Annotated in this window: 11 protein-coding genes and 1 tRNA gene; 9 read left to right on the forward strand and 3 right to left on the reverse strand. The window is 58.4% G+C overall.

Annotation, left to right across the window (positions count from 1 at the left end; genetic code table 11):
* Nucleotides 1-23 precede the first annotated feature (23 nt).
* Entirely contained in the window at nucleotides 24-965 is a 942-nt protein-coding gene (locus RS75_RS00225) for an alpha/beta fold hydrolase (protein WP_045016222.1), read from the forward strand.
* Between the two features lie 45 nt (nucleotides 966-1,010).
* Here RS75_RS00225 and hisN read toward each other — a convergent pair whose 3' ends face one another.
* Nucleotides 1,011-1,787, reverse strand: coding sequence for a histidinol-phosphatase (hisN, locus tag RS75_RS00230; RefSeq protein WP_045016224.1), 777 nt, complete (start codon nucleotides 1,785-1,787; stop codon nucleotides 1,011-1,013).
* 304 nt (nucleotides 1,788-2,091) lie between these two features.
* Nucleotides 2,092-2,976, reverse strand: coding sequence for an N-formylglutamate amidohydrolase (locus RS75_RS00235; protein ID WP_045016226.1), 885 nt, complete (start codon nucleotides 2,974-2,976; stop codon nucleotides 2,092-2,094).
* 181 nt (nucleotides 2,977-3,157) lie between these two features.
* Between RS75_RS00235 and cpdR the strand changes: the two genes are divergently transcribed.
* Both cpdR and RS75_RS00245 read left to right on the forward strand, forming a co-directional pair.
* Nucleotides 3,158-3,520: a cell cycle two-component system response regulator CpdR gene (gene cpdR / locus RS75_RS00240; protein WP_003497910.1), complete on the forward strand. Its 363-nt coding sequence runs from the start codon at nucleotides 3,158-3,160 to the stop codon at nucleotides 3,518-3,520.
* A gap of 81 nt (nucleotides 3,521-3,601) precedes the next feature.
* A tRNA-Val gene (locus RS75_RS00245) sits at nucleotides 3,602-3,676 on the forward strand.
* 590 nt (nucleotides 3,677-4,266) lie between these two features.
* Here the strand turns inward: RS75_RS00245 and RS75_RS00255 are convergent.
* Nucleotides 4,267-5,796 (reverse strand): MFS transporter, encoded by a 1,530-nt coding sequence (locus RS75_RS00255; RefSeq protein WP_234704213.1) that lies wholly within the window; start codon nucleotides 5,794-5,796, stop codon nucleotides 4,267-4,269.
* A gap of 132 nt (nucleotides 5,797-5,928) precedes the next feature.
* On the opposite strand from RS75_RS00255, the gene RS75_RS00260 reads away from it, so the two are divergent.
* The 6 genes from RS75_RS00260 to RS75_RS00285 all read left to right on the forward strand — a co-directional run bounded on the left by RS75_RS00260 (nucleotide 5,929) and on the right by RS75_RS00285 (nucleotide 12,710).
* A complete protein-coding gene (locus tag RS75_RS00260) occupies nucleotides 5,929-6,819 on the forward strand; it encodes a LysR family transcriptional regulator (RefSeq protein ID WP_045016230.1) in 891 nt (296 codons plus the stop codon).
* Between the two features lie 260 nt (nucleotides 6,820-7,079).
* Complete coding sequence (locus RS75_RS00265; RefSeq protein ID WP_045016232.1) at nucleotides 7,080-8,093, forward strand: substrate-binding domain-containing protein; 1,014 nt, start codon at nucleotides 7,080-7,082, stop codon at nucleotides 8,091-8,093.
* Nucleotides 8,094-8,164: 71 nt separating this feature from the next.
* Nucleotides 8,165-9,685 (forward strand): sugar ABC transporter ATP-binding protein, encoded by a 1,521-nt coding sequence (locus RS75_RS00270; RefSeq protein WP_045016234.1) that lies wholly within the window; start codon nucleotides 8,165-8,167, stop codon nucleotides 9,683-9,685.
* Between the two features lie 12 nt (nucleotides 9,686-9,697).
* On the forward strand, nucleotides 9,698-10,699 hold the full coding sequence (locus RS75_RS00275) for an ABC transporter permease (RefSeq protein WP_045016236.1): 1,002 nt from the start codon (nucleotides 9,698-9,700) through the stop codon (nucleotides 10,697-10,699).
* Nucleotides 10,700-10,740: 41 nt separating this feature from the next.
* Entirely contained in the window at nucleotides 10,741-11,715 is a 975-nt protein-coding gene (locus RS75_RS00280) for a sugar-binding transcriptional regulator (protein ID WP_045016238.1), read from the forward strand.
* Complete coding sequence (locus RS75_RS00285; protein WP_045016240.1) at nucleotides 11,712-12,710, forward strand: aldo/keto reductase; 999 nt, start codon at nucleotides 11,712-11,714, stop codon at nucleotides 12,708-12,710. Before RS75_RS00280 ends, RS75_RS00285 begins: the two co-directional genes overlap by 4 nt.
* Nucleotides 12,711-12,819 lie beyond the last annotated feature (109 nt).

Consider the following 12,819-nt stretch of genomic DNA (forward strand, 5'->3'; position numbering starts at 1 on the left):
AGGCATGAAAGCCGGAAAGACCGATGATCGAAGCCACATTGCGCGAGAGCGAAGACAACCCGGTTCCCGGCAACCATACCGTTGGTTATTTCGCCGGTCATGGCGGCAAACAGCTTCGATATGCAATCTTCCGCGCCAGCCGACATATTGCACGCGGAACCGTGGTTCTGCTGCACGGTCGAAACGAATGTATCGAGAAATATTTCGAAACCATCAACGATCTGACGGCCATGGGTTTCTGGGTCGCGACCTTCGACACGCGCGGGCAGGGCGGCTCCGAAAGGTTGCAGAAGAAGCCAGGCGCCGGGCATGTGCGGCGCTTTTCCGACTACCAGCACGATATAAGTCTCTTTCTCGAGCAGGTGGTGCTGCCGGATACGCGGCTGCCGTTCTTCATGATCGCGCATTCCACCGGCGCGCTGGCAGCGCTTGCCGCAGCACCCAGCCTGTCGAACAGGATTGACCGGCTGGCGCTTTGTTCGCCCTTTATCGAGCTGGACAGCCAGCAATCCGTTCCTTCGCCCGTCATTCGGCTGGTCGCGACCCTCTTAAGCCTCGTGGGTCTTGGAAAAACTCAGCTTGGCAAGGATCAGCGCGAACGGGATTTTGACGGCAACCCGCTGACCTCGGACGCCAGGCGTTTTGCCAGGAACCTCTCGCTGCACCGGCAATATCCGGAACTGTTCATCGGTGCACCCACGGCCCGATGGGTCTATGAGGCGCTGAAGGCCATGGGGCGGGTAACGCGTCAGGACCATCTGACGAATATAACCATTCCAACCCTCATTCTGGCGCCGATGCTGGATACGATCACGCCCTACAAGGCGCAGGAAGAACTGTCGCGCAATTTCCGGGCGGCCCAGCTTCTTTCCGTGACCGGCGCGCGCCACGAATTGCTGCATGAGCGCGATGTTTTCCGCAAACAGGCGCTGGCGGCCATCGATGCTTTTTTCGCGCCGGAATGATGCCGGGGATGGCGCGGTTGCGCCATACACCTTCAGCGATACCGTCTATAGTTTAGAGAGAATGGCGAGCGCCTGTTCGTGTACTGCTTTGGAGCCCGCAGCCAGAATGCGGCCGCCATTTTCCGGCCGGCCCCCATTCCAGGTGGTGATGATGCCACCGGCCTGTTCGATCACCGGAATGAGTGCGCCGACATCATAGGGCTTCAGGCCGGACTCGATCACCAGATCGACATGGCCGGCGGCGAGCAGGCAATAAGCGTAACAATCCACGCCATAACGGAAAAGGCGGACCTGATCCTCTACCTTTTCGTAAAAGGGCTTTTCTTCTTCGGTGAAGATATGAGGGGTCGTGGTGAACAGCACCGCATCCGATAGCGAAGCGCATTCGCGCGTATGAATCTTGCGCTCGCCGTCGGGTCCGAAATACCAGGCGGCTTTGCCGTCGGCAAAATAACGCTCTCTGGTGAAGGGCTGATCCATGATGCCCATCGCGGCGCGGCCGGCCGACTGGAAGCCGATCAGCGTGCCCCAGACCGGCACGCCGGAAATGAAGGCGCGTGTGCCGTCGATCGGGTCGATAACCCAGATATGTTCGCGGTCGAGACCAATGTTGCCGTGTTCTTCGCCAAGAATGCCGTGCTGCGGGAAATGCGCCTCGATGAGGGCGCGAATGGCGCTTTCCGCTGCCTGATCACCCTCCGTTACCGGATCGTAGCCGCCGTCCTGCTTGTTGGTGACGGCAATGCCCGTGCGGAAGCGGGGAAGCGTTTCAGCGCTGGCTGCATCGGCAAGTTTGAAGAAGAAATCCCGGTCGGGCAGCATGCGAAACCTCATTGCCTGAATTGTGTGACGAATGCATAGACCGGAATCGCATCCGTCGTCCACTCGTACCGATGCCATTGTGGCCGTTTCCATATTTTCAGCAAAAGCCTAAAAAATATGCATAAAATAAAATGATTGACAATTGTGCATATAATGCATAGCGTGACCCTGCAGTCTTTGACTGTAAATACCCTCCTTGGGTGTTTCCTCCCTAGACTTGACCGCGCTAAGGCGCGGTTTTTTTTGCCCGGCATGCGGCCAGGCGGTCTGAAAGGAGATCTGAAATATCCAAGAATTTGAGGCGTTATTCGGCGGCGAGTGAGGTTTCTATCGCGTATTCCGAAACGAAGGCGCCAAGCTGGCGCATGAAGATTTCAAGCGACGCCTGAATGGCTGGAAAGTCGGCTTTCTTCGAAAGCGTCTTTTCATCGACGTAAAGCGCCCGGTTGACCTCGATCTGCAGCGCGTGGAGGGAGCGGATCGGCCGCCCGTAATGTTCGGTGATGAAGCCGCCGGCATAGGGCTTGTTGCAGACCGCGACGAAACCCAGCTCCTCGAGGAAATGCAGGGCGGCGCGGGAGACTTCCTGGGAAGCGCTGGTGCCGTAACGATCACCGATAATCACATCCGGCCGCAGATTCGAGCCGGCGACACGAATATTGCCTGGCATCGAATGGCAATCGATCAGTACTGCCATGCCGAAATTGGCATGGGTGCGGGAAAGCAGCCTGCGCAGGCAGGCGTGGTAAGGTTTGTAAATCGTCTCGATCCGCGCCAGCGCCTCGTCGACGGGCAGGCGGTGGGCATAGATATCCATATTCTCGGCGACGATGCGCGGCACGGTGCCCAGGCCGCCGGCAACCCGCATCGAGCCGATATTGGCATAGGGCGGCAGAGTGCCTTCAAACATGCGCGGATCAAGCTCGTAAGGCTCGCGATTGACGTCGAGATAGGCGCGGGGAAAATTAGCTTTCAGCAGCGGTGCGCCGATCTCGGGTGCTGCGGCGAACAGCTCATCAACGAAGTGATCTTCCGAGCGCCGGATCTCGTGCGAATCGAGTCGCGCCGATTCCAGAAAGGAAATGGGATAACAGCGGCCGCTATGGGGGGAATTATAGACGAATGGCAGGGTTTGAACGGCCGGTTCCGTTACTTCGAACAGCTCGTATTCACCCGTTATCCAGTCCATTCAGGCCCATTTACCATGTCGCAAACAATCAGGATGTTCATGTTGCCAGTTACAGTGCGGCAAGTCCATACTATCGCCCATGCAGCGCTATACCGATTCTTATCTTCACATGATATTTACCGTGAAAATCCTATAATCGGGCTAGGGTATCTCAAACATTGAGCAGTTACGGTCACTTATGATGAATCAGAAAATTCTTCTCGCGGAAGACGACAACGATATGCGCCGCTTTCTCGTCAAGGCGCTGGAAAAAGCCGGTTACAAGGTTTCTTCCTTCGACAATGGCGCCAGCGCCTATGATCGGCTTCGAGAGGAGCCCTTTTCGCTGTTGCTGACCGATATCGTCATGCCGGAAATGGATGGCATCGAGCTGGCACGGCGTGCGACCGAACTCGATCCCGACCTGAAAGTGATGTTCATCACCGGCTTTGCAGCCGTCGCGCTGAACGCCGATTCGAAGGCTCCGAAGGACGCCAAGGTGCTTTCCAAGCCGTTCCATCTGCGCGATCTGGTGGATGAGGTCAACAAACTCCTTGTGGCGTAAGGGGTCTCGAAAAACCTTCACAAAACCGAAAAAAAGCAGTTGACGCATGAACAGGTTTTGTGGTCTATCCGCCGCCACGGAGGGCGTGTAGCTCAGCGGGAGAGCACTACGTTGACATCGTAGGGGTCACAGGTTCAATCCCTGTCACGCCCACCATCCGGTTTTCCTGACTTGTCAGGCGTTTGCGAGGTTGACGACACAACCCGCCTTTCTCCCTCCTTTATTTAACGCCTGATGCAAGAAATCATTTTTGGCATTCGGCACCGCGTCATTAGACAAACTCCTGAATTGAAAGAACATCTGGCCCGAGACGAGGAGGTGACTACCGATGAGTAACAGGTCGTTTTGGATATGGCTGTCGATGCTCGCAATACCGGTTTTCATCCTGATCGCGGCCCAGGTGGATACAAATTCTGCACCCTCGATCGGTGGCGGAGGTTATGACCTCGGGCCGTTCTTATATTCCTGGCTGTTGATCATTGTCACAGTTCTCTGGTCGCTTTGTGCTCTCGCGGCCGCAATAGTCTACCGAGACCGGATATCCTCGATACGAGCACTTGGATTAACGGCTATCGGACTTGTCACTTTCGCTGGCGTACTTCTTTTTTATCGAGAAAATCTTTTCTAAAATTATTGTAGTCGGGAGCAACATTGTTTCCGCCTATGTCGAGGCTGGGATTTGTCAGGTTCAAACCCGCGAACGCCGGCAAGGGCGATCCGGGTTTGACGCCATCCAACGGCTCGGTCTATCTCGGAACCTCTGTCTGTTGCCCAGCCTCACCGGCGACCCCGGCTTCATCCGGCAGGAGGATGAGGATCGCGATCGCGCATAGTGTCGTTACCGCTGCGAGCCACCAGCAAAGCGTTGAAAAGGCGGTCTGGTAGGCATCCTGTAAGACATTATTCCCGATGTGGGACGATATTGCCGCTGCTCCTGCCAGGTCTCCGACTGCCAGACGCTGCCCGGTCTGGTTCAAAAGAGATGTAGAAAGAGGCGCGAGCCGGCCGAGCGATGCCGAGATCAATGTTGACAGAGCAGCGCTGACGATTGCGAGCGCGATGCCTTCACCGGCGACCCGGACGGTGCTGAATATGCCGGTTGCCATTCCCGCACGTTCCACCGGCACGACGCTGACAGACAGGCCATCCATCAGGCCCCAGGGCAAGCCTGCTCCTATGCCGATGACGAGCATGGGCAGAACGATCATGCTGCCATCTTCCTCGGTGAAGCCGGCAAGCCAGACGAGGCCGGCGGCGGCGATCAACAGGCCAATACCGGAGAGCATGCCCGGTGAAACATGACGCGCCAGCATTGTCGTCACTATAGGCACCACAAGCATGGGAGCCGACAGCCCCAACATAATGAACCCTGCTCCAATCGGCCCATGTTGCTCGATGCCGATCAGGCGCAACGGAATGACGACCAGAAGAACGACGAAGCAGGCGCAGGTGGCGATCGGTAATAATTGCACGCCCACGAAGCGCGGATAGCGAAACAGCGAGAGATCCAGCATCGGCCGCACGGCCCGCATTTCGATCACGATGAAGGCTGCGAGTGAAATCACGAACCCTGCGCTGAAGGCGATGATGCCAGCGGGGCCGAGAACCGGCAGCTCGATCATCGCGACGGTGAAGAGGGTAAGTGTGAGGGTAAAGCTTGCGGCGCCCAGCCAGTCGAGTTCCGCCGCATCGGGATCCTTCGTTTCGCGCATCCGTGGCGGGCCGAGGATCAAGGCGAGGAGACCAATCAGACCGCCAGCGAGGAATATCGCCCGCCATCCGACTGTTTCGAGCATCAAGCCCGTCAGCAACGGGCCGGATGCAAGGCCGATGCCGAAGGTGGTTCCGAGCAATCCGAACGCTCGCGTCCTTGCATGGCCATCAAATTCCTGCGCAAGCGCAGCCGTTCCTCCGGCCAGGGCGGCGGCGGCGCCCACGCCCTGGCCGGCACGCAACAGGTCGATGATCCAGACCGAAGGCGCCAACCCAAGGGCGAAGGAAAATCCGGAAAACAGTGCAAGGCCAATCAAAAACACACGTCTTCTGCCATATCGATCGGCCAATGCGCCGGCCGCCATCAGAAGGCTTCCGAAAGCCAGCATGAAGGCATTGGTGATCCAGGTGAGAGATTCCGGCGATCCGCCAAGGTCCTGGCCAATCGCCGGTGTGGCAACCGCGCCGGCGGAGAAGTTTAAAGGAAGGGTCAAGGCGGCAAGACATACCGCCGCCAATACCGAATTTCGGCTGGCGACTGGCCTTTGAGGGGTGTCGATCATGAAAGCTCCAATAGTGAAGACGTGCGCGACACTCAGGTCGCGCATCTGGCTGCATTCTCATCAACCGATCTGAATTCGATAATCGGCCTCATGGGCCTTTCATTGCGGATCAGAATTCTCTAATCATTGGTCATGGATAAGCTGAGCGAGATCGATGCCTTTGTCCGGGTTGCCGAAAGGCTGAATTTTGCCAAGGCCGGGCAGAGCCTGGGACTTTCACCTTCCGCAGTCGGGAAAAGTGTCGCCCGGCTGGAGATGTCTCTGGGTGTGCGGCTGTTCAACCGCACTACACGGCAGGTCTCATTGACCAATGAAGGGGCAATATTGTTTGAGCGCTATCGGGCCATACTGACCGATCTGCGCGATGCCCATGAGGCGGTCACGGATAATCTGGCTTTGCCGCGCGGCAGTCTGCGCGTGACGCTTCCAACAATCGGATACCGCTTTCTGCTGCCGATCCTGCCCGAATTTCGACGACGTTATCCTGACATCGATCTGGAACTCGACTTCAACGACAGACGCGTCGATCTGATCGAAGGTGGTTTTGATGCGGCGATCCGCAGCGGCGAACTCGACGATTCCAGCCTGATGGCGCGACGTCTCGGGCCGTTTCGGTTCGTTTTATGCGCGTCGCCAGACTATTTTCAACGAATGGGCACGCCCCTGCACCCCGACCAGTTGCCAAAGCATGAAGCATTGCGCTTCCGCTTCCCCACCTCCGGCAGGTTTCAGGGCTGGCTACTGGAAAACGGCGACAATCCCTTGTCGAACATGCGCGTCGCTCTGACCTGTGGCAATATGGAGGCGGTACGGGCGGCGGCGATCGACGGGTTGGGCCTTGCTTATATGCCCGATTTTCTGGCGACGGACGCTGTCCGTGACGGTTTGCTGAAGACAGTGCTGAACGAACATCTTGCCGCACCGGGGCAGTTCTCGATACTTTGGCCGTCAGCGCGCTTCATGACGCCACGGCTGCGCGCTTTTGTCGATTTTGCGGCCGAAAAGCTGTTCGTCGAAACCTGATAACGAGTCGTTCGTTACGCGCCGCCCGCCACCTGTGAGGCATGGTGTCATCGCGTTCATCTGTCTTAAGTAACCGCAATGACCGCTGATGCCACAGCTTATCGGACTGTCACGCAAATATCCGCAATAAATTTCACCATGAAAAATAAAATGCAAAACGCATTGACGCGCGTTCTGTTTGCCGATATCTCAAACGTCATGCAATAAATTACATCGAATAAAATTTATTGCGACTAAGTCATTATCCTTGGGAGGGGAATATGCTGGCTTTTCTGAAATCGACCGTCGCTGCGGGTGTTTTAGCCGTGGCTGTTTCCGCTGGCGTCGGCTCTCAGGCCGCTGCTGCGGGCAAATTCGCCTGCGAACCGGGCGAGACCTATGTGATGAACGTGATGGTTTCCAGCCACCCCTATTGGGTGCCGGTCTTTGAAGGTTTCAAGCAGGCCGCAAAGGCGCTCGGCTGCGAGGCCGTTTTCACAGGCACGCCTGAATATGACATCACCAAGCAGATCGCTTCCTTCGAGCAGGAATTGGTGAAGAAGCCGAAAGGCATACTTCTCCATCCGATGCAGGCCGATCCCTTCATCGAGCCGATCAACAAGGCGATCGGCTCCGGCGTTTCGGTAACGACTTTTGCAGCGGATTCGCCGAAGTCGAAACGCACGGCCTACATCACCTCGGACAATGTGGCCGAGGCGAAATTTGCGGCTGACGAGATCGTCAAGAAGCTGGGCGAGAAGGGTGAATATGCCGTTCTCGAAAATCCGGGCCAGAGCAACCATGATCTGCGTGTCACCGCGCTGATCGATTATATGGGGCGCACCTATCCGGAGATGAAACTGGTCGGCCGCCAGGCGACCAACCAGGATGCGAACGTCGCCTATCAGGCGGTCGGTGCGATGCTGCAGGCCAACCCCAATCTCGGCGCATTGTGGATTCCCGAGGCCGGCTCGGCCGAAGGCGCGACGACAGCTGTTCTCGAGGCGAAAAAGAAGGTCCTGATCCTGCATGCGGATATCACCCCGGCCACGCTGGAACATATCAAGCAGGGCAATATCTACATGTCCGTCAATCCCAATCAGGGTGTTCAGGGCTTCATGGGTTTCATGAATACCTTTCTGGGTGCCCATTCGGATCTGATCGACCCGTTCAACGACTACAAGGTGTCGGGCTTCAACCCGATGCAGGTCCCTTCGATGGACAATGGTTTCGCGGTGATCACCAAGGCGAACGCCGCTTCCTTTGATCTCAACGAATATATGAAGGGGCGCTAACGCGCCGCCCTGAAACCGGCGAGGTTTAAGCCTCGCCGGATAAAGGGAAAGCAAGTCCGGGAGGAGGCGTTATGGACGAGGTCATCCTCAGCATGACGAATATTCACAAGGCGTTCGGCCCCGTGCGGGCGTTGCGCAGTGCTGCTTTTGAGTTGCGGCGTGGCGAAATCCACGCGCTGGCGGGTGAAAACGGTGCCGGCAAGTCAACGCTGATGCATATTATCGACGGTATTCTGCAGCCTGATGGCGGGGAAATCCTGCTGGACGGCAAGCCGGTGCGGATTTCCTCGCCCAATGCGGCAAATCGGCTCGGTATCGGTTTCGTTCATCAGGAGATCGCGCTTTGCCCGGAAATTTCGGTTGCCGAAAACATGTTCATGTCGGAGACCGGCCGGAGCCGATCCTGGTTCATGAATTATCGCGATCTTGGCAAGCGGGCAGCAACCATCCTGCGGGAAATCGGCGATATCGATCCTGCCAGCCGTGCCGGTGATCTGTCGATTTCGCAGCAGCAGATCGTTGAGATAGCCAAGGCGCTGACGCTCGATTGCCGTATTCTGATCCTGGATGAGCCGACAGCGGCTTTAACCGAGACCGAGGCCCAGATCCTTTTCCGGATCATGCACCGGCTGGCGGAACGCGGGATTGCGATCATCTATATCTCGCACCGCATGGCGGAGATTTTCGAACATTGCGACCGCATCACGGTGATGCGCGACGGCTGCCACATCAGGACAGCGAATATTGCGGAGATTTCTCCGGAGGAGGTCGTCAACAGCATGGTGGGCCGGGTGCTCGACAAGCTCTACCCGCCGAAACTTGCGGAAGACGAAAAATCGGATGAGGTCATTCTCTCGGTTCGCGGACTGAATGAAGGAAAGCGTGTTTTCGACGTCGATTTCGATTTGCGCCGGGGTGAAATCCTTGGGCTTGCCGGTCTGATCGGCGCGGGGCGAAGCGAGATCGCGCGGGCTATCTGCCGGCTGGAGGGAAAACCAAGGGGCGAGATCGCGCTGCGTGGCAGGCCGCTGCGGCTCAGAGATTATCGCGACAGCATCCGCGAGGGGCTGGTCTATCTGTCGGAGGACCGGAAGGGAGACGGGCTGTTTCTCAACATGTCCATCGCCGCGAACGTATCCGCGCTCGATGTCGGCAGAATATCGAACGGCATGGGCTTCATCGAGCGGCGCAAGGAAATGAAGCGCGCCGACGAGTTGGGACGCCGGTTGAAATTGCGGGCGAACAGCGTAGGCGACACTGTCTCGACCTTAAGCGGCGGCAACCAGCAGAAGGTGGCGCTGGCGAAGATGCTGTCAGTGGAACCCGAAGTCGTCTTTCTCGACGAGCCGACACGCGGGGTGGATGTGGGCGCGAAGGCCGAAATCCACCGTCAGATCCGGGAACTGGCGCGCGAGGGTGTCGGCGTGGTCGTCATATCCTCGGAGCTGCCGGAACTCATCGGCGTCAGCGACCGCGTGCTGGTCGTGCGCGAAGGGCGCATCACCGGCGAGGTCGAGGGTGAGGACATGACGGAAGAAAAGATCATGCAGCTTGCATCGATCAATATTGTAGAGAGCCCGGCGGGGGCCTGAGGGAGCGGAAAAATGGCAACATCGGAAACACCTTCAAGCGTCGCAGAAGTGGCGGTTCGCCGCACCGGCTGGTGGGAACCGGCGCTCAAGGCACGGGAAACCGGGCTTATCGTCATCATCCTCGCGCTTTTTGCGGTGATGTCCTTCATATCCCCGTATTTTCTGACCGTAGACAATCTGCGGGCGATGGCCATGGTCTTCGCCATCGAAAGCATCGTCGTGGTCGGCATGACGATCCTCCTGATCTCCGGCGGCATCGATCTTTCTGTCGGTTCCGTCACGGCGCTTGCGATGGTGGCGGCCGGCTGGCTGTTCCTCAATGGCGTCGATCCCTGGGTCGCTGCCGGATTGGCGATCTGCCTTACGACATTGGTCGGCATGGCCATGGGATTCCTGACTACAGTCATCGGCCTGCACCATTTCATCGTGTCGCTGGGCGTCATGGTGATTGCGCGCGGTGTTTGCCTTCTGGCAACGGGCGGGCGACCGCTCGGTCTGTACTCCCTGCCGCCGGAGTTCAAATTCATCGGGCAGGGCGCGCTTGGCGGCATTCCGCTGGTGCTGATCATATTCGCGGTGGTGGTCGTTTGCTTCGATCTGCTGCTGCGGCGCACGACCGCATTCCGTAAGGTATTCTATACCGGCAGCAATCCGAAGGCGGCGGCCTATTCCGGTATCCGCGTCGGCCGGGTGATGTTTGCCACCACCACGCTTTGTTCGATGCTGTGCGGTGTTGCGGGCGTGATCTACATGGCTCGTTTCGGGTCGGCCCAGCCGAGCTTCGGGGTTGGCATGGAACTCAATGTCATCGCGGCGGCGGTCATTGGCGGCGCCAGCCTTTCGGGCGGTTCGGGCACCATTCTTGGCGCGATCCTTGGGGCGATCCTTTTGTCAGTCGTCTCCAGTTCGCTTGCCTTGCTCAACGTGTCTGTCTACTGGCAGGACATCATCAGGGGAAGCATATTGCTGACTGCGGTTCTGTTCGACCACTATCTGGTCAGGCGTCGTCGCTGAGCGCCCGGCAAGCGCCCATGGGCAAGTGGAGAGATACGATCATGCTGGATACCAAGGACGACTTCGATCAACAGAGACAGATGTATTCCGTCCTGGTGCTGCATTTCATCGAGGGTGTGAAGCAGTCGGAGATCGCCGAGCGGCTCAATCTTTCCCACACCAAGGTGAACCGCATGATTGCGGCGGGCCGCAAGGCGGGCATGGTGAAGATCACCATCGCCAGTCCCTATCAAAGGCTGGTGGATCTCGAAAACGAGATCACTCGCCGCTTTGGCCTCAGGCAGTCGGTGGTGACGCCAACGGTTTCCGATAATCCGGAAACCGCGTTGCAAATGGTCGGGCGGGTGGCCGCCAACCACTTGCTGGAGACCATCCGCGACGGCGACGTGATTGCGATCACGGGCGGCAAGGCGGTCAGTGCGGTTGTCGACAATCTGGAGGCGGAGCGCCGCTTCGATGTGCGGGTGGTGCCGCTGACCGGCGGCGTGCAGGGCAAGCACTATACGGATGTGAACCATCTCGCCACCCAGCTGGCGGAAAAGCTCGGCGGCAGTGCGTCGCTTATTCATGCGCCGCTGTTTGCCGAGGATGAAGAACAACGCGATCTCCTGATGAACGTCGCGTCGATCCGCGAGGTGTTCGATCTGGCCCGGCAGGCACAGGTGGCGCTGGTCGGCATCGGTTCGGTGGAGGCGCCCGGATCCGGTTATTACGATCTCCTGCCGGATGCGGCGCGGGGCGGGCAGGCGCTGGTGGATGCGGGCATTGCCGGCGAGTTTCTCGCTCATCTCACCACGGCGGACGGGCAGCTGGCACGGATCGATCTCAACTCGCGTGTGGTGGCGCTGGACCCCGGGCAGCTTGCCCGGTGCCCGAACATCATCGGCGTGGCGGCCGGGGCCATCAAGGCCGGACCGGTAGCGGCTACGCTCGCAGGCCGCTATCTGACCTCGCTCGTCGTGGACGAGGTGATCGCCGGTTATTTACTGGATCAAGAAGAAGGGGAAACTTCGTGACGGACAAGGCTATATTGACCCGGACGATCGGCGGCAGCGGTATCAGCGCATCCGCCGTTGGGTTAGGGACCTGGGCCATCGGCGGGTGGATGTGGGGCGGCACCGACGAGCGGCAATCTATCGCCGCCATTCAGGCCTCTCTCGATGCCGGCATTTCCCTGATCGACACCGCGCCAGCCTATGGCATGGGACTTGCGGAAACCATCGTCGGCAAGGCGATTGCCGGCAGGCGCGACAAGGTGGTGCTGGTCAGCAAATGCGGGCTTGTCTGGCATCTGAATGAGGGCGCCTATTTCTTCCACCAGGACGGCAAGCCCGTTCACCGTTATCTCGGCGCCGCTTCGATCCGGCATGAGGTCGAAGAGAGCCTGAAGCGGCTCGGAACCGACTACATCGACCACTATGTCACCCACTGGCAGGATGCGACGACCCCGATTGCCGAGACGGTGGAAACGCTTGTGCGCCTGAAGGACGAAGGCAAGATCCGCTCTATCGGCGCAAGCAACGTCTCACAGGACGATCTTGCGGCCTATATCGCTACAGGTGCGCTGGATGCCATTCAGGAAGAATATTCCATGGTGAAGCGTGATATCGAGACGACACTCCTGCCACTTTGCCGACAGAACGCCGTTTCGGTCCTCAGCTACTCTTCGCTGGCGCTCGGTCTTCTGTCCGGTAAGGTCGGGCCTGAACGGGTTTTTGCAGGGGATGATCAGCGCAAGGGCAATCCGCGTTTCAGCCAGGTGAACCGCGAGAAGATCGCGCGGCTGATGCAGGCACTGGAACCCGTGGCAGCGGCTCACGGCGCCTCTGTCGCGCAGGTGGTGATTGCCTGGACGATAGCCCAGCCCGGCATAACGTTCTCATTGTGTGGTGCGCGCGATCCGGCTCAGGCGGTTGAAAATGCTGCCGCCGCCCGCCTGCGCCTCACGGAAAGCGAATTGGCTCTCATTAGCGCCGGCGTTGCTGGGCATCTCGTGGGGCTCGATGCGTAAAACATGTAGCTGAGACGGGGCCTCCGGCGAATAGTCCATAATTTTCGTCACCCCTCTCTTACGTCGCTTTAAATGGTCAACAACATTGGGACGTTGGTATTTAGCCAGC

It is taken from the genome of Rhizobium nepotum 39/7, assembly GCF_000949865.1.
Lineage (GTDB): Bacteria > Pseudomonadota > Alphaproteobacteria > Rhizobiales > Rhizobiaceae > Agrobacterium > Agrobacterium nepotum.

Bases quoted from the DNA above. Each gene is read 5' to 3' on its own strand.
- RS75_RS00225 (WP_045016222.1), top strand. From the start codon at position 24: ATGATCGAAGCCACATTGCGCGAGAGCGAAGACAACCCGGTTCCCGGC.
- hisN (WP_045016224.1), bottom strand. From the start codon at position 1,787: ATGCTGCCCGACCGGGATTTCTTCTTCAAACTTGCCGATGCAGCCAGC.
- RS75_RS00235 (WP_045016226.1), bottom strand. From the start codon at position 2,976: ATGGACTGGATAACGGGTGAATACGAGCTGTTCGAAGTAACGGAACCG.
- cpdR (WP_003497910.1), top strand. From the start codon at position 3,158: ATGAATCAGAAAATTCTTCTCGCGGAAGACGACAACGATATGCGCCGC.
- RS75_RS00255 (WP_234704213.1), bottom strand. From the start codon at position 5,796: ATGATCGACACCCCTCAAAGGCCAGTCGCCAGCCGAAATTCGGTATTG.
- RS75_RS00260 (WP_045016230.1), top strand. From the start codon at position 5,929: ATGGATAAGCTGAGCGAGATCGATGCCTTTGTCCGGGTTGCCGAAAGG.
- RS75_RS00265 (WP_045016232.1), top strand. From the start codon at position 7,080: ATGCTGGCTTTTCTGAAATCGACCGTCGCTGCGGGTGTTTTAGCCGTG.
- RS75_RS00270 (WP_045016234.1), top strand. From the start codon at position 8,165: ATGGACGAGGTCATCCTCAGCATGACGAATATTCACAAGGCGTTCGGC.
- RS75_RS00275 (WP_045016236.1), top strand. From the start codon at position 9,698: ATGGCAACATCGGAAACACCTTCAAGCGTCGCAGAAGTGGCGGTTCGC.
- RS75_RS00280 (WP_045016238.1), top strand. From the start codon at position 10,741: ATGCTGGATACCAAGGACGACTTCGATCAACAGAGACAGATGTATTCC.